This is a genomic window from Pseudomonas siliginis (assembly GCF_019145195.1).
GTDB classification, from domain to species: Bacteria; Pseudomonadota; Gammaproteobacteria; order Pseudomonadales; family Pseudomonadaceae; genus Aquipseudomonas; species Aquipseudomonas siliginis.
On the sequence record NZ_JAHSTW010000002.1, the window covers coordinates 154,502 to 175,874 of the forward strand.

15 protein-coding genes are annotated in these 21,373 nt (G+C 61.0%); 10 read left to right on the forward strand and 5 right to left on the reverse strand.

The genetic code is table 11. The annotated features are described in order from the left end of the window. Positions 1 to 237 precede the first annotated feature (237 nt). Positions 238 to 2,178, reverse strand: coding sequence for a BCCT family transporter (locus KVG87_RS04540; RefSeq protein ID WP_223259140.1), 1,941 nt, complete (start codon positions 2,176 to 2,178; stop codon positions 238 to 240). 486 nt (positions 2,179 to 2,664) lie between these two features. Here KVG87_RS04540 and betI point away from each other — a divergent pair, with 486 nt between their 5' ends. The 9 genes from betI to yccS all read left to right on the forward strand — a co-directional run bounded on the left by betI (position 2,665) and on the right by yccS (position 16,675). Then, complete coding sequence (betI, locus tag KVG87_RS04545; protein ID WP_024014607.1) at positions 2,665 to 3,258, forward strand: transcriptional regulator BetI; 594 nt, start codon at positions 2,665 to 2,667, stop codon at positions 3,256 to 3,258. Between the two features lie 88 nt (positions 3,259 to 3,346). Further along, positions 3,347 to 4,819, forward strand: coding sequence for a betaine-aldehyde dehydrogenase (gene betB / locus KVG87_RS04550; RefSeq protein WP_024014608.1), 1,473 nt, complete (start codon positions 3,347 to 3,349; stop codon positions 4,817 to 4,819). Positions 4,820 to 4,967: 148 nt separating this feature from the next. After that, on the forward strand, positions 4,968 to 6,671 hold the full coding sequence (betA, locus tag KVG87_RS04555; RefSeq protein WP_217849522.1) for a choline dehydrogenase: 1,704 nt from the start codon (positions 4,968 to 4,970) through the stop codon (positions 6,669 to 6,671). A gap of 258 nt (positions 6,672 to 6,929) precedes the next feature. Next, positions 6,930 to 8,372, forward strand: a complete 1,443-nt coding sequence (locus tag KVG87_RS04560; protein WP_217849524.1) for a TldD/PmbA family protein — start codon at positions 6,930 to 6,932, stop codon at positions 8,370 to 8,372. After that, positions 8,372 to 9,709 (forward strand): TldD/PmbA family protein, encoded by a 1,338-nt coding sequence (locus KVG87_RS04565; RefSeq protein ID WP_217849526.1) that lies wholly within the window; start codon positions 8,372 to 8,374, stop codon positions 9,707 to 9,709. Before KVG87_RS04560 ends, KVG87_RS04565 begins: the two co-directional genes overlap by 1 nt. 144 nt (positions 9,710 to 9,853) lie before the next feature. After that, positions 9,854 to 11,281 carry a multidrug transporter subunit MdtD gene (mdtD, locus tag KVG87_RS04570; protein WP_041476772.1) on the forward strand — a complete coding sequence of 476 codons (1,428 nt, stop codon included), beginning with the start codon at positions 9,854 to 9,856 and terminating at the stop codon, positions 11,279 to 11,281. Between the two features lie 293 nt (positions 11,282 to 11,574). Then, complete coding sequence (gene dbpA, locus KVG87_RS04575) at positions 11,575 to 12,960, forward strand: ATP-dependent RNA helicase DbpA (protein WP_024014613.1); 1,386 nt, start codon at positions 11,575 to 11,577, stop codon at positions 12,958 to 12,960. Between the two features lie 131 nt (positions 12,961 to 13,091). Then, positions 13,092 to 14,270 carry a BaiN/RdsA family NAD(P)/FAD-dependent oxidoreductase gene (locus KVG87_RS04580; RefSeq protein WP_217849528.1) on the forward strand — a complete coding sequence of 393 codons (1,179 nt, stop codon included), beginning with the start codon at positions 13,092 to 13,094 and terminating at the stop codon, positions 14,268 to 14,270. 230 nt (positions 14,271 to 14,500) lie between these two features. Then, positions 14,501 to 16,675: a YccS family putative transporter gene (gene yccS / locus KVG87_RS04585; RefSeq protein ID WP_217849531.1), complete on the forward strand. Its 2,175-nt coding sequence runs from the start codon at positions 14,501 to 14,503 to the stop codon at positions 16,673 to 16,675. Between the two features lie 72 nt (positions 16,676 to 16,747). On the opposite strand, the gene KVG87_RS04590 is transcribed toward yccS, so the two are convergent. Further along, positions 16,748 to 17,485 (reverse strand): substrate-binding periplasmic protein, encoded by a 738-nt coding sequence (locus tag KVG87_RS04590; RefSeq protein ID WP_041476775.1) that lies wholly within the window; start codon positions 17,483 to 17,485, stop codon positions 16,748 to 16,750. Between the two features lie 255 nt (positions 17,486 to 17,740). Between KVG87_RS04590 and KVG87_RS04595 the strand changes: the two genes are divergently transcribed. Beyond that, the gene (locus tag KVG87_RS04595; RefSeq protein WP_217849533.1) at positions 17,741 to 18,193 is read left to right on the forward strand and encodes a GNAT family N-acetyltransferase; all 453 of its coding nucleotides are present in this window, start codon (positions 17,741 to 17,743) and stop codon (positions 18,191 to 18,193) included. A gap of 96 nt (positions 18,194 to 18,289) precedes the next feature. Here KVG87_RS04595 and KVG87_RS04600 read toward each other — a convergent pair whose 3' ends face one another. Genes KVG87_RS04600 through KVG87_RS04610 form a run of 3 tightly spaced genes read right to left on the reverse strand, consistent with a single transcriptional unit; the run spans position 18,290 to position 21,267 of the window. After that, a complete protein-coding gene (locus tag KVG87_RS04600) occupies positions 18,290 to 18,586 on the reverse strand; it encodes a winged helix-turn-helix domain-containing protein (protein ID WP_016772794.1) in 297 nt (98 codons plus the stop codon). An 18-nt stretch (positions 18,587 to 18,604) separates the two neighbouring features. Then, positions 18,605 to 19,099 carry a YgjP-like metallopeptidase domain-containing protein gene (locus KVG87_RS04605; RefSeq protein WP_073476602.1) on the reverse strand — a complete coding sequence of 165 codons (495 nt, stop codon included), beginning with the start codon at positions 19,097 to 19,099 and terminating at the stop codon, positions 18,605 to 18,607. A 44-nt stretch (positions 19,100 to 19,143) separates the two neighbouring features. Beyond that, positions 19,144 to 21,267, reverse strand: coding sequence for a putative bifunctional diguanylate cyclase/phosphodiesterase (locus KVG87_RS04610; RefSeq protein ID WP_217849535.1), 2,124 nt, complete (start codon positions 21,265 to 21,267; stop codon positions 19,144 to 19,146). Between the last annotated feature and the right edge of the window lie 106 nt (positions 21,268 to 21,373).

The window sequence follows — 21,373 nt, forward strand, 5'->3', positions numbered from 1 at the left end:
AACGCCGCGATACTCTCGCGGCGTTTTTGTTCGTACAGATATTCAACTGCAAACAGAGAACCTGTGGCGAGGGGATTTATCCCCGATGGGGCGCGAAGCGGCCCCAAGTCGTCAATCGCGGTAATTGAGTAAAACCGCGTTTGACGGTTTCAGGGCTGCTTCGCAGCCCAACGGGGATAAATCCCCTCGCCACAATGGTTCAGCGGTGCAGCTGACTGCACCGCTGAATCTCAAGGTTTAGCTATACACCCGGCCAAGAAGCTGCCGATGGCTTTCAAACTGATCCAGCACATCCCGCGTAATCTGCTCCGGCGTGAAGCCCATCAAGTCATAGTCCTGACTGCCATTGTGCAAATACACCTCAGCGCGGTAATAACGCTGACGCGCTTCATCGGACTGCGCCGACTCGGTCGGGGTCGCCAGATAACCATCCAGGCTCACTTCGTAGACGAAAGGGTTGCCCTCTTCCATCTCGACCCGCACACCCATGCAACGCTTGGCTTTGCCCAGCAGCGTCTGCACTTCAATGCCCTGATTGCGCAATTGCGCTGCTGCATCTTCCAGCGCCGGGGTGACGTGCTTGTCCATGAAGCGCTGCACCACCGATTGGCTCGGCTGAAGATCCAGTTGCGTCAGGCGCTCGCTGAAACCACGGCGTCCGCGCTCGGCCAGTTGCGCTTGCTCCTGTTCGATCTGCACGTCCTGGCGCATCGCCTTGTGCAGGCCGAACATGAAACAGATCAGCACCACCGAGAACGGCAGGCCGGCCAGCACGACCATGGTCTGCATGGCTTCGAAGTTGCCAGCGAACAGCAGGCCGATGGTCACCAGCGTGATCACCACCGACCAGAATATCCGCAGCCAGTGCGGCGCGTCTTCGTCGACGTTGCCGCCCTTGCAGGAAAGATTCGCCATCATCACCGCGCCGGAGTCGGCCGGGGTCAGGAACAGCACGAAACCGACAAAAATCGACACACCAATCACGACTTTCGACGCCGGGTAATGCTCAAGCAACTGATAGATCGCCATCGACGGCTGTTCCAGCGCCGTCTTGCCCAGCTCCACCGCGCCCTGATTCATCACCAGATCCAGCGCCGAGTTGCCGAAGATCGACAGCCACGCCAAGGTGAAGCCCAGCGGAATCAGCAGCACGCCAGCAACCAGTTCACGCACGCTGCGGCCACGGGAAATCCGCGCAATGAACATGCCTACGAATGGCGCCCAGGAAATCCACCAGGCCCAGTAGAACAGCGTCCACAGGCCCAACCAGCGGTCGGACTTGGCGCTGTCGCCTTCATAGACGTACAGGTCGAAAGTCTTCAGCACGACGCCGTTGAGGTAGTCGCCAATGTTCTGCACGAAACCGTTGAGCAGGTGCAAAGTCGGGCCGAACAGCAGAACGAAAATCAGCAGGCCGCTGAACAGCACGATGTTCAGGTTGGACAGACGACGAATGCCGTTTTCCACACCCGACACTGCAGCGATGGTCGCCACGGTGCTCATAACGATGATGACGATCAGCAGGTTGGTGTTGCTGTGCTCCATGCCGAACAGGTTTTCCAGCCCGGACGACACTTGCAGCGAGCCAATCCCCAGGTTGGTCACCAGCCCCAGCAGGGTCACGAACATGCCGAAGCCATCCACCGCGTGCCCGGCGGCGCCTTTGACCCAACGCTCGCCGACCAATGGATACAGCGCCGAACGCAACGCCAGCGGCTGATTATGCCGATAGGCGAAATACGCCACGGCAAGGCCGACCAAAGCGTAGATCGCCCAGCCGTGCAGGCCCCAGTGCAGGAAGGTCAGTTGCACTGCCTGACGCGCGGCCAGATTGCTGGCCGAGGTGCCTTCCGGCGGATTGAAGTAGTGATCCAGCGGCTCGGACGCGCCGAAGTACAACAGCGAAATGCCGATGCCCGACGAGAACAGCATCCCCGCCCAGGCGCCGTAACTGAAATCCGGGGTGTCGTCCTTGCTGCCCAGTTTGAGTTTGCCGTACGAGGAAAACGCCAGACCGACCACGAACACCAGGTAGGCGGCGATCACCACCATGTAGTACCAGCCGAAGCTGCGCGACAACCAGGCCTGGGCCATGCCCAACATTCTGCCGGCCTCTTGCGGGGCGATGATCAGAATGGCGGTCAACAACAGAATCAACGCGGTCGAGGTGTAGAACACCCAACCGTTGACCGTCACCTTCTCGGGCGGGGTCTTTATTAGCGAGGCAGAACTCATGGCACAAATGCTCCAGGCAGTGCGAGAGAAGAACACAAGGCATCACGGAACCCGACCAATCGGTTAGTTGGCAGCCGACCGGCGGGTGATATAAAGACACTCCGAAAAAAGCCCGAACCTGCCGAAATGGCGTTGCGTATTCGCTTTCGTGGCCAGAGGCGACGGACGTTCATCCGAAACCTGGCCCCAAGCGTCTTGCCCTTTCAACACGTCCATCGAATCGCGAACCGCGCCATGCCCCACACAGGTTTCGAGCCGTTTCAGGTGTCGGTTTTTATCGTCATTACGCGTAGGAATTTTCTGTAGGCAGCGACGAATTGTCGCAGATCTTATTCTTTGTTGATTGAACGTTCAATCAAAACAAAATAGACTGGCCCTCAATCCGATCGGCGTCATTCGCCCCTCGGAAGGCCTAAGGAGATGTGCAAGATGCCCAAGGTCGGTATGCAACCCATCCGCCGCCAACAACTGATCGAAGCCACTTTGCAAGCGGTCGATCAGGTCGGAATGGGGGACGCCAGCATTGCGCTGATCGCCCGTTTGGCCGGTGTCTCGAATGGCATCATCAGTCATTACTTTCAGGACAAGAACGGCCTGATCGCCGCCACGATGCGGTACCTGATGACCGCCCTCAGCGAGAGCGTCACCGCGCGCCGTCAGGCGCTGGCAGATGACAGCCCACGGGCGCATCTGCAGGTGATCATCGAAGGCAACTTCGACGCCAGCCAGGTCAATGGCCCGGCAATGAAAACCTGGCTGGCCTTCTGGGCCACCAGCATGCACCAGCCGTCTTTGCACAGGTTGCAGCGGATCAACGATCACCGTCTGTATTCCAACCTGTGCTGTCAGTTCCGCCGTGTGTTGCCGCTCGAAGATGCGCGCAATGCCGCCCGAGGCCTGGCAGCTTTGATCGACGGTTTGTGGTTGCGCGGCGCGCTGTCGGGAGACGCTTTCGACACCGCTCAGGCGCAACAGATCGCTTACGAATACATGGATTTCCAATTGGCCAAGAAGGTGAGCTAGAGCACAAAGAAAATGCTCGGCCCCTGAACTCCACCGCAGCGTGATCGCGGTGGTCAACGCCAACCACCAATGCACTTGCGAGGACACTATGGCCCGTTTCGAACTGCAAAAACTCTACATCGATGGCGCGTACACCGACGCCGGCAGCGACGCCACCTTCGAAGCCATCAACCCGGCGAACGGTGAAGTCCTCGCACTGGTGCAACGTGCGACCAAAGACGACGTCGAGCGCGCCGTGGTCAGCGCCGAAAAGGGCCAGAAAATCTGGGCCGCGATGACCGCCATGGAGCGTTCGCGCATCCTGCGTCGCGCCGTCGACATCCTGCGCGAGCGCAACGATGAGCTGGCCGCGCTGGAAACCCTGGACACCGGCAAATCCTTCTCCGAAACCAAGTACGTCGACATCGTCACCGGCGCTGACGTGCTGGAATACTACGCAGGCCTGGTGCCCGCCATCGAAGGCGAGCAGATCCCGCTGCGTGACACCTCTTTCGTTTACACCCGTCGCGAACCGCTGGGCGTGGTCGCCGGTATCGGCGCGTGGAACTACCCGATCCAGATCGCCCTGTGGAAATCCGCTCCAGCCCTGGCGGCCGGTAACGCGATGATCTTCAAGCCAAGCGAAGTCACCTCGCTGACCACTCTGAAACTGGCCGAGATCTACACCGAAGCCGGCGTGCCGAACGGCGTGTTCAACGTCCTGACCGGCAGCGGCCGCGAAGTCGGCACCTGGCTGACCGAGCACCCGCGCATCGAGAAAATCTCCTTCACCGGCGGCACCGACACCGGCAAGAAGGTGATGGCCAGCGCTTCGGCTTCGTCGCTCAAGGACGTGACCATGGAACTGGGCGGCAAGTCGCCGCTGATCATCTGCGACGACGCCGATCTCGATCGCGCCGCCGACACCGCGATGATGGCCAACTTCTACAGCTCCGGTCAGGTCTGCACCAACGGCACTCGCGTGTTCGTACCGGCGCACCTGAAAGCGGCGTTCGAGGCCAAGATCGTTGAGCGCGTTGCCCGCATCCGCGTTGGCAACCCGGAAGACGAAAACACCAACTTCGGCCCGCTGGTCAGCTTCCCGCACATGGAAAGCGTGTTGGCTTACATCGCCAAGGGTAAAGAAGAAGGCGCACGCGTACTGTGTGGTGGCGGTCGACTGACCGACGGCGAATTCGCCAAAGGCGCGTTCGTGGCGCCAACCGTGTTCACCGACTGCACCGACGATATGACCATCGTCCGCGAAGAAATCTTCGGCCCGGTGATGGCGATCCTCTCCTACGAAACCGAAGAAGAAGTGATCCGCCGCGCCAACGACACCGACTTCGGCCTGGCCGCCGGTATCGTCACCAAAGACCTGAACCGCGCGCACCGCGTGATCCATCAACTGGAAGCCGGTATCTGCTGGATCAACGCCTGGGGCGAGTCCGACGCAAAAATGCCGGTCGGCGGCTACAAGCAGTCGGGTGTTGGCCGTGAGAACGGGATCAGCTCGCTCAATAACTTCACCCGCATCAAATCGGTACAGGTCGAGCTGGGCGATTACGTCTCGGTGTTCTGATCAGCTAGCTGATCTGCTGCAAGCGGCAAGTTTCAAGCTGCAAGTAAAAGCAGTTTGGGGTTGCCGCCCTCCCCGATTTCGAAGCCACCGCTCGCTGCTTTTCCTTGCAGCTAGAAGCTAGTGGCTTGTAGCTCCCGCAGGAGAATTTATGACTCAAGAATACGACTACATCATCATAGGCGCCGGCTCTGCAGGTAACACACTTGCCACCCGTCTGACTGAAGACGAAGGCGTCACCGTTCTGTTGCTCGAAGCCGGGGGGCCGGACTACCGCCTCGACTTTCGTACCCAGATGCCCGCTGCGCTGGCCTTCCCGCTGCAGGGTCGTCGCTACAACTGGGCCTACGAAACCGATCCAGAGCCGCACATGGACGGTCGCCGGATGGAATGCGGTCGCGGCAAAGGCCTTGGCGGCTCTTCGCTGATCAATGGCATGTGCTACATCCGTGGCAACGCGATGGACTACGACGGCTGGGCGAAACTGCCGGGCCTGGAAGACTGGTCGTACCTCGATTGCCTGCCGTATTTCCGCAAAGCCGAAACCCGTGACATCGGCCCGAACGATTACCACGGTGGCGACGGCCCGGTCAGCGTGACCACACCGAAAGCCGGCAACAACCCGCTGTTCCACGCCATGGTTGAAGCCGGCGTGCAGGCCGGTTACCCGCGTACCGAAGACCTCAACGGTTACCAGCAGGAAGGCTTCGGCCCGATGGACCGCACCGTGACGCCGAACGGCCGCCGTGCTTCCACCGCGCGTGGCTACCTCGACATCGCCAAAAAACGCTCGACCCTGACCATCGTCACCCACGCCCTGACCGACAAGATTCTCTTTGAAGGCAAGCGCGCGGTCGGCGTGCGTTACCTGATCGGTGACGCCGAAGAGCGCGTGGAAGCCAAGGCGCGCAAGGAAGTCCTGCTGTGCTCCGGCGCCATCGCTTCGCCGCAGATTCTGCAGCGCTCCGGTGTCGGCCCGGCGAAACTGCTGGAAAGCCTCGACATCCCGGTGGTCCACGATCTGCCGGGCGTCGGTGAAAACCTGCAGGATCACCTCGAGCTGTACCTGCAATACGCCTGCACCCAACCGGTTTCGCTGTACCCGTCACTGCTCTGGTACAACCAGCCAGCGATCGGTGCCGAGTGGCTGTTCAACGGCACCGGCATCGGCGCCAGCAACCAGTTCGAGGCCGGCGGTTTCATTCGTTCGCGTCCGGAATTCGAATGGCCGAACATCCAGTACCACTTCCTGCCGGTGGCGATTAACTACAACGGTAGCAACGGTGTGAAAGAGCACGGTTTCCAAGCGCACATGGGTTCCATGCGTTCGCCGAGCCGTGGTCGCATCCAGGTCAAATCCAAGGACCCGCGCCAGCACCCGAGCATCCTCTTCAACTACATGGCCACCGAGCAGGACTGGCAGGAATTTCGCGACGGCATCCGCCTGACCCGCGAAATCATGCAGCAACCGGCACTCGATCAATACCGTGGTCGTGAAATCAGCCCGGGCATCGACGTGCAAACCGATGAGCAGCTCGACAAGTTCATCCGCGAGCACGCCGAAACCGCGTTCCACCCGTCCTGCTCGTGCAAGATGGGCACCGACGAGATGGCCGTGGTCGATGGCGAAGGCCGCGTGCACGGCATGCAGAGCCTGCGCGTGGTCGATGCCTCGATCATGCCGATCATTACCACCGGTAACCTCAACGCACCGACGATCATGATGGCCGAGAAAATCGCCGACAAGATCCGCGGCCGCAAGCCGCTGCCGCGCAGCACCGCTGCTTATTACGTCGCGAACGGCGCACCGGTCAAAGGCAAGCCAATGCGGGATATCACCCCGGTTACGCAGTAAGTCGTAGTACCGAGGCGCGGCCTTCGCGAGGCTCGCTCCCACACTGGATCTGTGGCATTCACAAATCCCCTGTGGGAGCGAGCCTGCTCGCGAAGAGGCCCTCACAGCAACACACACTTCCCCGCTGCACAGTAAATCCCCCTACACCCCCTCTTCACTTGATCCTACCCCCACGCAGGCCTACTCTAGACCTCGCGCAACCGTTTCACCCCTCCCCGCTGTCGCCATGCCGCTACTCCATTACAAGGAGGTTCCCGAATGTTCGATTTCCACCCCCAGCTCAAGCAGCGCTTTGCTGCCTTGCGCACGGGCGCTGAATTTTTTTCCCTGCGGTATGTGCGCGAGTCCGGGCAGTTTCTGTCGGTGCGCAAGAACGTCGCCGAACCGCCGAGCCTGAGCCGCGATGAAGGGGCGATGCTCACCGTGCGCGTCAATGGCGTCGAAGCCTATGCGGCGACCAATGACCTCTCGCAACAAGGCCTGCAAGCCGCCCTCGACCGCGCCGAGCAACAGGCCCGCCGGCTCAAGCCGCACGCCTTGCTCGATCTGCGCGAGCAGCCGCTTTCCAGCGACCGCGCTGATTATTTTTCACCCAATCTCGAACAGCCCTTCCCGTCCCTGAGCGAATGCTTCGATCTGCTCGGCGCGGAATCCGCCTCGGTGCCCAAGGATGAACGCCTGGTCAATTGGCAGGTGAGCATCGGCATCACTAACGTCGAGCAGATCTACCTGAGCAGCGCCGGCGCCGAATTGCGCCAGGCCCAGCGCTTCGTTTATCCGAGCCTCGACGTCACTGCCTACGACGGCAACGACAGCCAGACCCGCAGCCTCGGCCGCGAGAACTTCGGCCAGCAGGGTGGCGCCGATGTCATCAGCCGTTGCGGCCTGGTCGGCGCCGGCCCGCAAGTCGCCGATCAGGCCCTGCAACTGCTGCTTGCGCCGAACACCCCGCAAGGCCCGCGCGACCTGCTGCTGATGCCCGATCAGATGATGCTGCAGATCCACGAGTCCATCGGTCATCCGCTGGAGCTCGACCGCATCCTCGGCGATGAGCGCAATTACGCCGGCACCAGTTTCGTCAAGACCAGCGATTTCGGCAGCCTGCAATACGGCTCGAATTTGCTCAACGTGACTTTCGACCCCGGCATCCCGGAAGAACTCGCCAGCTACGGCCATGACGACGACGGCACTGCGGCGAGCAAACAATTCTTGATCCGCGACGGCCTGTTGCTGCGCCCATTGGGTGGGGCACTGTCGCAGTATCGTGCCGGCCTCGAAGGCGTTGCCAACAGCCGCGCCTGCGGCTGGAACCGGCCACCGATCGACCGCATGGCCAACCTCAACATCGAGCCGGGCGATCAGACGCTGGAGCAGATGATCGGCGGTATCGAGCACGGCATTCTGATGAGCACCAACCGTTCGTGGTCGATCGACGACGCGCGCAACAAATTCCAGTTCGGCTGCGAATGGGGCCAGTTGATCGAGCATGGTGAACTTAAAGGCGTGGTGAAAAATCCCAACTACCGGGCCATTTCCGCGCACTTCTGGAAGAGCCTGCGCGCCGTCGGCGATGCCAACACCGTCAAGGTGCTGGGCACGCCGAACTGCGGCAAGGGCGAACCGAACCAGGTGATTCGCGTCGGCCATGCTTCGCCGGCCTGCGTATTCAGCAACATTGATGTGTTTGGGGGAGACGCCTGATGAGCATTTCGAAGCGTCAGTCCGACGCCTTCAAGGTCATGGTCAACTGGCTGCGCGACAGCGTGCGCGAGCCGGAACAGTTCACGCTCAGCTACGCCGCCGAAGCCTCGGCGTTCGTGCGCTTCAATCACGCCAAGGTGCGCCAGGCCGGGCAAGTACAGCAGGCCAACATCGGCCTGAAACTGATCGACGACGGTCGCCACGCCGACCTGCAGATCACCTTGTCCGGGGATCAGGAAGCCGATCTGCAACGGCTCGCCGAGGGCCTGCAACAACTGCGCGAAACCCTGCCGCTGCTGCCGCAGGATCCGTACCTGCTGCTCAATCACAACAGCTGGCAGAGCACGCATGTACAAGCGCATCCGCTGCCGGACACCGAAGATGTCGTCGGGCAAATCTGCGCCGCCGCTGAAGGTCTCGATCTGGTCGGTTTTTATGCTGCCGGTCCGATCAGCCGTGGCTTCGCCAGCTCCGCTGGTGCGTTCGGCTGGCATGAAGCCAACAGCTTCAATTTCGATTTCAGCCTGTTCCACGAAAACGGCGAAGCGGTGAAGGCCAGCTATGCCGGCCACGATTGGAGCGACGAGGGCTTCGCCCGGCGTTTCGCCCAAGCACGCGAACAGCTTGAGTTTCTCGGCCGACCGTTACGCACCCTGGCACCGGGGCAGTACCGCGCCTATCTGGCACCGGCGGCACTGGAAGAAATCATGGGCATGCTCAGTTGGGGCGGGTTCTCGGCGCAATCGATCGCCAGCAAGAGCAGTCCGTTGCAGAAACTCTACGTCGGCGATCAGGCGTTCAGTCCGCTGGTGTCGCTGGATGAGAAAGTCAGCGAATCCCTGAGCCCGGCGTTTTCCGCCGAGGGTTATCCGCGCAGCGATCTGCGTCTGATCATCGAAGGCCGGGCCGGTGATCAACTGGTCGGCTCGCGCAGCGCCGCCGAATATGGTCTGGCGGCGAACGGCGCGGGCGGCGGCGAGATGCCCAGTGCGTTGAACATGGCCGCCGGTGATCTGTCGCAGCAAGAGATCCTCAAGCAGTTGGGCACCGGGCTGTACATCAGCAACCTGTGGTACCTGAACTACTCGGATCAACCGGCGGCGCGCATGACCGGCATGACCCGTTTCGCGACCTTCTGGGTCGAGAACGGCGAAATCCAGGCGCCGGTCAGCACCATGCGCTTTGATGATAGCGCCTACAACCTGCTCGGTTCGCAGTTGGAGGCACTGACCACCGAGCGTGAGCTGCTGCTCTCGGCGAGTACGTACAGCCAGCGCAATACCTCGTCATCGCTGTTGCCGGGGGCGCTGGTCAGCCGACTCACGCTGACGCTGTAAATGCAAAACCTGTGGGAGCGAGCCTGCTCGCGAAAGCGGTAGATCAATCGACATCAATGTTGAATGAAATGGCCTCTTCGCGAGCAGGCTCGCTCCCACACTGACCGCGCTCGACTCTGAATATGCACTGACACAAGAGGTTCCATGCCCAACCGCCCGCCTCTCGACGCCATCACCGCCCGCTGGTTGCCGTGGGTCGTCGCCATTGCGTTCTTCATGCAGTCCCTCGACGGGACCATCCTCAATACCGCGCTGCCGGCCATGGCCAGCGATCTGGCCGAAGACCCGTTGCGCATGCAGGGTGTGATCATCGCCTACATGCTCACCGTGGCCCTGCTGATCCCGGCCTCCGGCTGGATCGCAGACCGCTTCGGCACCAAGAAAATCTTCTTCGGCGCGATTCTGCTGTTCAGCTTGGGCTCGCTGCTCTGCGCGTTATCCAGCAGCCTGAGCATGCTTATCGGCGCACGGGTGATTCAGGGCCTCGGCGGTGCGCTGATGTTGCCGGTCGGGCGGCTGGTGGTGCTGCGTGCCTACCCGCGCTCGGAACTGGTGCGGATCATGGGTTTCATCACCATTCCCGGCCTGCTCGGCCCGCTGATCGGCCCGACCATGGGCGGCTGGATGGTGGAATACGTGACGTGGCACTGGATCTTCCTGATCAATCTGCCGGTCGGGGTGATCGGTTGCTACGCGGTGTGGAAATTCATCCCCGACCTGCGCGGCACGGAGCGCACGCGCTTCGATAGCCTCGGTTTTCTGTTGTTCGGCGCAGCGATGATCCTCATCACCATTGCCATGGAAGGCCTTGGCGAACTGCACCTGCCGCACTTGCGGGTAATGTTGCTGCTGTTCGCCGGCATGGCCTGTCTGGCGGCGTACTGGCTGCGCGCCGGGCACATCGAAAACCCGTTGTTCGCGCCGTCATTGTTCAAGACCCGCACGTTTGCCGTGGGCATTCTCGGCAACCTGTTCGCGCGACTGGGCAGCGGCGCCCTGCCGTTTCTGGTACCGCTACTGCTGCAAGTCGCGTTGGGTTACTCGCCGTCGCAAGCCGGGATGAGCATGTTGCCGCTGGCCGCTGCGGCGATGGTCGCCAAGTGGGTCGCGCGGCCGCTGATCGAACGCCTCGGCTATCGCATCGTCCTCACCGGCAACACCCTGGCGCTGGGGATCATGCTGGCGAGCATGGGCCTGGTCAGCGAGCAGACGCCGTACTGGCTGCTGCTGTGCCTGCTAGCCGTGCTGGGTGCGATCAACTCGCTGCAATTCACCGCGATGAATACGGTGACGCTGATCGACCTCGACGATGCCAGCGCCAGCAGCGGCAACAGTCTGCTGTCGGTGGTCGCGCAGTTGTCGCTGAGCCTCGGCGTGGCTTGCGCCGGTGCGCTGCTCGGCGGCTTCACTGCGAAGGTCGGCAACGATGGCGTGGAAACCGTACTCGGCGCGTTCCAGCTGACCTTCGTCACGGTCGGCGTGATGGCGATGCTGGCGGCGACGATCTTTTCGCAACTGTCCAAGGAAGACGGGCGCCGGGCGAAACGGCCGCAGGAGCACATCGAACACTGATGTGTGGGGGGGAGAGCTCTGTGGCGAGGGGATTTATCCCCGCTGGGTTGCGCAGCAGCCCCAAAAAGGTTGGATGCGGTCAGCCGGATGAATCGAGGTGGCAGGTATTGGGGGTGCTGCGCACCCCATCGGGGATAAATCCCCTCGCCACAGATAAATCCCCTCGCCACAGATAAATCCCCTCGCCACAGGTAATCCCTGCCTCGGGTTCAATCGCTGTTCGTCCAGAACTGTCGAGGAAACTGGCAAGGGGCTGCTACACTGCGCGACATTTTGTTTTGCAGGCCAGTCCCGTGACCACCATCGCCACCGCTTTTAATACTCTGCCGCTGTCCGCCGCCATGCTGGCTAACCTCGAATCACTCGGTTATGCCCAGATGACGCCGATCCAGGCGCAGAGCTTGCCGGTGATCCTCAAGGGGATGGACCTTATCGCCCAGGCCAAGACCGGCAGCGGCAAGACCGCCGCATTCGGCATCGGCCTGCTCAACCCGATCAACCCGCGCTACTTCGGTTGCCAGGCGCTGGTGATCTGCCCGACCCGCGAGCTGGCCGACCAGGTGGCCAAGGAAGTCCGCCGTCTGGCCCGCGCCGAAGACAACATCAAGGTCCTGACCCTGTGCGGCGGCGTGTCGTTCGGCCCGCAGATCGCTTCGCTGGAACACGGCGCGCACATCATCGTCGGCACCCCGGGGCGCATTCAGCAGCACTTGCGCAAGGGTTCGCTGGTGCTCGATGGCCTGAACACGCTGATCCTCGACGAAGCCGACCGCATGCTCGACATGGGCTTCTACGACGCGATCGAAGACATCATCATCAAGACCCCGGAGCGCCGGCAGACTCTGCTGTTCTCCGCGACCTACCCGGTGGGCATCAAGCAATTGGCTTCGAAATTCATGCGCGATCCGCAGACCGTCAAGGCTGAAGCCTTCCACGACGACACGCAGATCGAGCAGCGCTTCTACGAGATTTCCCCGGAAGAGCGCATGAGCGCGGTGACCAAAGTCCTGCACCACTTCCGTCCGGCGTCCTGCGTGGCGTTCTGCTTCACTAAGCAGCAAGTGCAGGAAACCGTCGATCACCTGACCGCCAAAGGCATTTCCGCCGTCGGCCTGCACGGCGATCTGGAACAGCGTGACCGCGATCAGGTGTTGGCGATGTTCGCCAACCGCAGCACCTCGGTGCTGGTTGCCACCGACGTCGCCGCCCGTGGTCTGGATATCGATGCGCTGGACATGGTGATCAATGTCGAGCTGGCGCGCGATTCGGAAATCCACATCCACCGCGTTGGCCGTACCGGTCGTGCGGGCGAGAAAGGCATCGCCATCAGCTTGGTCGCGCCGTCCGAAGCTCATCGTGCGCAAGCCATCGAACAACTGCAGAAAGCGCCGCTGAACTGGGATCAGATCGACAACCTCAAGTCCCAGGGCCTGGCGCCGCTGCAACCGCCGATGACCACCCTGTGCATCGGCGCTGGCCGCAAAGACAAAGTGCGCCCGGGCGACATTCTTGGCGCACTGACCGGCGAAGCGGGCATTCCCGGTGCGCAGGTCGGCAAGATCGCGATCTTCGATTTCCAGGCCTACGTCGCCGTTGAACGCACCGTGGCCATGCAGGCCTTGCAGCGCCTGAACGACGGCAAGATCAAGGGCCGCTCGTTGCGCGTGCGTATTCTCTGACCTGATCGTTCCCACGCTCTGCGTGGGAATGCATCCCGTGACGCTCCGCGTCACAAAACAACGGACGCAGAGCGTCCATGGCGGCATTCCCACGCAGAGCGTGGGAACGATCATTGTGTGAGGACACCGTTTTGCGCTCTACCGAAGTCGTGATCATTGGCGCTGGCGCCGCCGGCTTGATGTGTGCCCTGACCGCCGCCGGGCGCGGGCGTCAGGTGTTGCTGCTCGACCACGCGAACAAGGCCGGCAAGAAAATCCTCATGTCCGGCGGCGGTCGCTGTAATTTCACCAACATGTACACCGAACCGAGCAATTTCCTCTCGCAAAATCCGCATTTCTGCAAATCGGCGCTGGCGCGTTACACCCAGTGGGATTTCATCGGCCTGGTCGGCAAACATGGCGTGCCGTACCACGAGAAGAAACTCGGCCAACTGTTTTGCGATAACAAATCCAGCGACATCCTCGGCATGCTCCTTGATGAATGCGATCAGGCCGGCGTCGAGCTGCACCTGGACACCTCGATCCAGACCATCGAAAAAACCGACAGCGGTTATCTGCTCGACACCACACTCGGCCAGGTCCAGTGCCAATCGCTGGTGATCGCCACCGGCGGGCTATCGATTCCGACCCTGGGCGCCACCGGTTTCGGTTATCAAGTCGCCAAACAGTTCGGCCATGAACTGCTGCCGACCCGCGCCGGGCTGGTGCCGTTCACCATTACCGACCAGCTCAAGGAGTTGTGCACAGAGCTGTCCGGCACCTCGGTGGATTGTCTGGTCAGCTGCAATGATCAGAGCTTTCGCGAGAACATTCTGTTCACTCACCGTGGCCTCAGCGGCCCGGCGATTCTGCAGATTTCCTCGTTCTGGGAGTCTGGCGATACGGTAGAGATCAACCTGCTGCCGGATCACGACGCGGCGAGCTGGTTGCAACAGCAAGTCGCCGAGCGTCCGAACAGCGAGCTGAAGACTTTACTTGGCGAGATCTTCACCAAGAAGATGGCCAATCTGCTGGCGGACAACTGGTTTGTCTCCAAACCGATGAAGCAGTACACCCATGCTGAACTGGCGGAGATTGCCGAGAAACTCGGCAGCTGGAAGGTTGTGCCGGCGGGAACTGAAGGCTATCGCACGGCTGAGGTGACCCTGGGCGGCGTCGACACCCGCGAGGTGTCGTCGAAGACCATGGAGTCGCTGAAAAGCCCCGGCCTGTACTTCATTGGTGAAGTGCTCGACGTCACCGGGCACCTGGGCGGCTTCAATTTCCAGTGGGCCTGGGCCTCTGGTTACGCCGCCGCGCAGTACGTTTAACTCAAGGCCAGATACAAAACCCTGTGGGAGCGAGCCTGCTCGCGAATGCGGTGTACCAGTCGACATCAATGTTGAATGACACTCCGCTTTCGCGAGCAGGCTCGCTCCCACAATGGTTTGTGGTGTAAGTAAAAGGAACACTTTTTGCTGTCAGATGTGCTCGGCGCCATTGCGTCGGCGCCATTACTGGCTCAATTTAGCGGCATCGCCTCGGAAGGCCTTCGCACTTCATGTCCTCGACCTCGTTTCGTCAGTCTTTGCGGCGCCTTTGGGCGCTGGATAAATTCAGCTACAGCGTGCGGGTATTCATCGCCCTGACCGGCAGCATGGCGCTGTGCTGGTATCAGGATGAAATGGGCCTGCTGATCCCGTTGTTCCTCGGCATCATCGCCAGCGCCCTGGCCGAGACCGACGACAGTTGGCAGGGTCGTCTCAACGCCCTCGCGGTGACACTGGTGTGTTTCAGCATCGCCGCGCTGTCGGTGGAATTGCTGTTTCCCTACCCGATCATTTTCGCCGTGGCCCTGGCACTGGCCAGTTTCGGCCTGACCATGCTCGGCGCGCTGGGCGAGCGTTACGGCGCGATCGCCTCGGCGACGCTGATTCTCTCGGTGTACACGATGATCGGCGTTGATCAGCGCGGCGGCGCGGTCACTGATTTCTGGCATGAACCGATGCTGCTGGTCGCTGGCGCGGCGTGGTACGGCCTGCTCTCGGTGCTGTGGCAGGCGCTGTTTTCCAATCAACCGGTGCAGCAAAGTCTGGCGCGGCTGTTCCGCGAACTGGGCCTGTATCTGAAGCTGAAATCCTCGCTGTTCGAGCCGATCCGGCAGATGGACGTCGAAGCCCGCCGCCTCGAACTGGCGCAGCAGAATGGCCGGGTGGTCGCCGCACTGAACACGGCCAAGGAAATCATCCTGCACCGGGTCGGCAATGGTCGACCGGGCTCGAAAGTCAGCCGTTATCTGAAGCTGTACTTCCTCGCGCAGGATATTCACGAACGCGCCAGTTCGTCGCACTACCCTTACAACGCGCTGGCCGAGGCGTTCTTCCATAGCGACGTGCTGTTCCGCTGCCAGCGCCTGCTGCGCCAGCAGGGCAAGGCCTGCCGGGCCTTGGCCGAATCCATCCAGATGCGCCAGCCGTTCACCTATGACGCCAGTTTCGCCGAAGCCCTGAACGACCTGCATGCCTCCCTCGAACACTTGCGCATCCAGAGCAATCCGGCATGGCGCGGCCTGCTGCGCTCGCTGCGCGCACTGGCGGCCAACCTCGGCACCCTCGACCGCCTGCTCAGCGACGCCAGTAACCCCGATGCTCTGGCGGACGCCACTGACAGCAGCCTGCTCGACCGTTCACCGCGCAATCTCAAGGACGTGTGGATTCGCCTGCGTACACAACTGACGCCGACCTCGCTGCTGTTCCGTCATGCCCTGCGCCTACCGCTGGCACTGAGCATCGGCTACGGCATGGTGCACCTGATTCACCCGTCCCAAGGCTACTGGATCATCCTCACCACGCTGTTCGTCTGCCAGCCGAACTACGGCGCCACCCGGCGCAAACTCGGCCAGCGGATCATCGGCACGGCCATTGGTCTGACGGTGGCGTGGGCGCTGTTCGATCTGTTCCCCAACCCGGTGGTGCAATCGTGCTTCGCCATCGCTGCCGGTGTGGTGTTCTTTACCAACCGCACCACCCGCTACACCCTGGCAACGGCGGCGATCACCATCATGGTGCTGTTCTGCTTCAATCAGGTCGGCGATGGCTACGGGCTGTTCCTGCCACGGCTGTTCGATACCTTGCTCGGCAGCCTGATCGCGGGTCTGGCGGTGTTCCTGTTCCTGCCGGACTGGCAGGGCCGGCGCCTGAACAAAGTGCTGGCCAACACCCTGACCTGCAACAGCATCTACCTGCGCCAGATCATGCAGCAATACGCCGCTGGCAAGAGCGATGACCTCGCCTATCGCCTGGCCCGACGCAACGCCCATAACGCTGACGCGGCGCTGTCGACGACACTGGCGAACATGCTCATGGAGCCGGGACACTTCCGTAAGGAGGCGGATGTCGGCTTCCGTTTCCTGGTGCTGTCGCACACGTTGCTCAGCTATTTGTCAGGGCTCGGCGCGCACCGTGAAACACAATTGCCAGCGGAGGTGCGGGAGCATCTGATCGAAGGCGCCGGGGTGAAACTGGCGACCAGCATCGACGAAATCGCCCATGGTTTGGCGAGCAAGCAGCCGATTGCGATTCAGAGTGATGACGAGGAAGCGCTGGCCAATGAGCTGGAACAGATGCCGGATGAAATCGATGAAGGGCAGCGACTGGTGCAGACACAATTGGCGCTGATTTGCCGGCAGTTGGGACCGCTTCGGACATTGGCGGCGCATTTGATCAAAGAGGTCTAGCTGCAAGCTACAAGCCGAACGCAACCCCGCTTCTAACTTGAAGCTTGCAGCTTGAAACTTGTAGCTCCCCCACTACATTCCATGCCGCCGCAATAACTTCTCATAAGTCCCGTCAGCCTTCATCGCCTCGATCGCTCGATCAAACCCGGCGACGATCTGCTCATGCTGCGGGTTCTTCAGGCTGACCAGAATATGCAGGCTGTTCTCACTCAACGGCTTGGGTAAAAACTCCACCGAATTGCGTACCTTGGCCGATTCCCGTGCCAGGTAATACTTGGCCACGTACTCATCCTCCAGGGTCAGCTTGACCCGGTCCGCCGCGAGCATGCGCACGCCCATGGCGAAGTTGTGCACAGGGACTTTCTGCATCGCCGTATCGGCATCGAAAGGTGCGGAATAGGCGTACCCGCGCACCACGGCAATCGGGTAAGTGTGCAGTTGCTCGAGGTTGCTGTAGTCGATGGGTGCGTCTTTGCGCTTGAGGAAGCGGATGCGATTGATCAGGTACTCACCGGAAAACTGACCGATCTGCGTGCGTTCGTCGTTGTACCAGGCATTGACCAGTACGTCGTAACGCCCCTCGCCAATCCCCAGCAATGCTCGCGCCCACGGCACTTGTTCGTAACCGCTGGCATAACCGGCGCGAGCCAGTGCAGTGCTGACAATGTCGGTGGCCAGTCCACCGTTGACCAGTGCATCGTCGGTAAACGGCGGCCAATTATCGAACGCCAGCCGCAGCTTCTGCGCCGCAGCATCCTGGCCCAGCACCAGCAGTCCGATCAAAGCAACGGCTTGAAGCAATCGCAGCATGCTTGAACATCCTCAGCGGGCAACCGCCCGACGTGGTTTCACGTCAAAACCCAAGGCCCCTTACCGGCAAAACCCAAGCATTGAACGTTAGCTCATGGGAGCCAGTGGACAGTGCTCTTGAGCAGATTACACAAAGTCGCAGCCAGCGTGAGAAAGGAATAGTGGCATTTTGACCTTTATCACAGACTGTTGCGCCATACAGACATATGGCGCAGCTGCGCTTAGTATCGGGCGACATGGTCAAGGAATCGAAAAATGACAATCGAGTGGATCTGCAAACATCATCGTGATCTGGGCAAAGAGCAGTTGTACGCCTTGTTGAAGCTGCGCTCTGACGTATTCGTGGTCGAACAGAAATGTGCCTATCCGGATCTCGACGGCCAGGATCTGGAGGGCGATACCCATCACCTGATGGGCTGGGAGGATGATCAACTGATGGCTTATCTGCGCCTGCTGGATCCGGAATCCCAGGGCGGCGACGTGGTGATTGGCCGCGTGGTGACGGCGCCCGCCGGCCGTGGCAAAGGGTTGGGCCACGCGATGATGGAACAGGCGCTGAAGCAGGCCGAAAAGCACTGGCCGCAGGTGCCGATCTATCTGTCGGCGCAGGCACACTTGCAGGGGTATTACGGCCAGTACGGGTTTGTCGCAGTCGGTGAGGAATATCTTGAGGATGGCATTCCACATATCGGGATGCGTCGGTCCTGAAGGCCCTTTCGCGAGCAGGCTCGCTCCCACAGGGAATGCATATCCATTGTGGGAGCGAGCCTGCTCGCGAAGGCGTAAGAACCGTCGGCGCAGAAATCAGGGGTATTCCAGCACCGCTTTTATCTGCCGCAAATTGCGCTCGATCCACCCCCGATCAATCGCTCCCCATTCACGAATCCGATAGCGCCCGGCATGATTGCGTGCGCCCTCTTCCTGTTCGAACTCGCAGATGATGTCCAGATCGGCCAGCGCGGCAATCGTGTCCTGCGCCGTGCGTCGCGGCATGCCGGTGACTTCGGTCAGCGTCGGCACACTCGGCGCCAGGCCGCTATCGATCAGATAAGCCACGTACAAACGGCGATAGAAACTGCTCTTGGTCTTGCTGACGTCCATCCACACCTTCCTGATTGGTCAAGCCTGCATATCCCGCCACGTCAGGTACACACGTAGATCGAACTCGATCTGGTGATACCCCGGCAGCATGTGCTCGCACAGTTTATAGAACGCCTTGTTGTGATCCGACTCCTTGAAGTGCGCCAGCTCGTGCACCACGATCATCTTCAGAAAATCCGGCGCGGCGTCCTTGAACAGCGCGGCGATGCGGATTTCCTTGTTGGCCTTGAGCTTGCCGCCCTGCACCCGCGAAACCGTGCTGTGCAGACCGAGCGCGCGGTGGGTCAGGTCGAGGCGGTTGTCGAACAGCACTTTGTCGATCGCCGGCGCATTACGCATGTACTGCTGCTTGAGATCCAGCGCGTAGCTGTACAAGGCCTTGTCGCTCTGCACGTCGTGTCGCCCTGAATAGCGCTGATTCAGGTATTCACCCAGACGCCCTTCGGCAATCAGTTGGCGCACCTGATCCTGCAATTGCGCGGGGTAGGCCTGGAGGTACTTCAACACAGTCATGGACAAGCGACGCGGTTCGAAAAAGGTCCGCCAGTGTAGCGAATTCAACCGGGCAGCGCGCTCCAGTCAAACGGTTCGACGAAGCTGACCGCGTCTTCGGCGATCAACGGCCGCGCGACGAGGAAGCCCTGCACGTATTCGCAGCCATGGGCTTGCAGCCACTGATATTGCTCGAGGGTTTCCACTCCTTCGGCAATCACCAGCAGACCGTATTGCTTGCACAGGTCGATGACCATGCGCACCAGCGCCGCATCCCGTGGCGAGTCCGGCAGGCGCGCGATCAAGTGGCGGTCGAGCTTCAGCGTGTCCAGTTCCAGATCGCGCAGATGCGCCAGCGAGCACGGCCCCGAACCAAAATCATCCAGCGCCACGCGCACCCCGAGATGACGCAGCAACCGCAGTTGCTTGCGGGTTTCGTCCGGGTCTTGCATCAACGCTTCTTCGGTGACTTCAACTTCCAGTTGCTGAGGTTGCAGCGCATGACGCTCCATAACCTGACGCAGCTCGGTGACCAGATTCGGCAGGCCGAACTGGGTGTTGCTCAGGCTCACGCCGAGCACCAGATCTTCAGCGAACAAGGTTTCCCAGGCTTTACGCTGACCGGCGCCACGGTGATAGATCCAGCTGCCGAGGCGACTGATCAAGCGCGCCTCTTCCAGCAACGGCAGAAACAACCCCGGCGGCACATCGCCGACGCTCGGATGCTGCCAGCGCAGCAACGCTTCGAACCCACGGATCTGTCCGCTGCCGATCGCCACCTGCGGCTGATAGACCAGATTGAAATCGCGATTCTCGATGGCCTCACGCACGCTGTCTTCCAGCATCAGACGCGAGCGTGCGCGGCCGTTCATTTCAGGGTCATAGAAACGATATTGCTGACGCCCGGCGCGCTTGGCCTCGTACATAGCGATGTCCGAGGCGCGCAGCAAACCGTCGAGATTGCGCCCGCAGTCAGGATAGGTGGCGATGCCGATACTGGCGCCAAGGACGATATCCAGACCTTCGATCTGCTGACACACCGATACCCGTTCGATGAGTTTTTCGGCAATCTTCGCCGCTTGCTCGGGAAACTCCAGATCCAGCAGCGCGGTGAATTCATCGCCGCCCATGCGCGCGAGAATATCGAACGGCCGCAGGCATGCCTTCAATTGCTCGGAAACCCAGCGCAACACGCGATCGCCGGCATCGTGACCGAGGGAATCGTTGACCCGTTTGAAGCCGTCGAGATCGAGGTAGAGCAACACCCAACTGCTGTCGCTGCGTTCGCCGCGCAACAACAGGTTTTCGACGGTCTGGTAGAACCCGCGCCGGTTGAGCAGCCCGGTCAGCGGATCGGTTACCGCCTGGAATTCCAGTTGCTGGTGCAAGTGACGCACCACCGACATGTCCAGCACCGTCACCACCATCGCATGCTGCTCCGAGGGCAGCGGTGCGCAGGACAAGGCCACCGGCACTTGCTGCCCCGGCGCCGTGCGCAGCAACGCATCATGCAGGCGCAGGGTTTCCCCGCGTTGGTAGCCGGCGTAGAACTCGGAATCGGCCCACAACGCAATGTGCGGCTTCTGCAGGAAATCGAGAAACTCCTTGCCTTCAAGCTCCTTCACCGGCGCGTTGAGCAGTCGCGAAATCGCCGGGTTGGCGAAGCGGATCACGCCGTCCTCGCTCAACACCAGAATGCCTTCGGCGGCGTTATCCAGCACCGAGGCATTGAAGGCGCGCGCCACTTCCAGGTCATGACTCAGGCGTTGCAAGGCACGGCGATTGCGCTGGTGCTCGAGCAGCGCCTGAACCTTGGGCTTGAGGATTTGCGGATCGAACGGCTTGAACAGGTAATCCACCGCGCCGCTGGCATAGCCTTTGATCACGGCGTCCTGGGATTGCTCGTTGGCGGTGAGGAAAATGATCGGCGTCAGGCGCGTACGCTGGCTGCCGCGCATCAACCGTGCGACCTCGAAACCGTCCATGCCGGGCATCTGCACATCAAGCAGGACCAGGTCGATGTCGTGTTCGAGCAAAAGGTTCAGCGCCTCGAAACCGGAGGCGGCGGTCATCACGTGCCAATCCTGACGCTGCAGCAACGCGCGCATGCTGATCAGATTTTCGGGGTAATCATCGACGATCAAAAGGACCGAGCTGCCTTCACCTGGCTGGGGTTGCGCGCATTCCATGCTGCTTCTCTTATCGGGACCGGTTGCCGGCAAAACCATAGACGTAACTGAGCCTTCACTCTAGACGCGGATGCCGCAAAGCAGAAGCTGTCGTCACGCCATCATT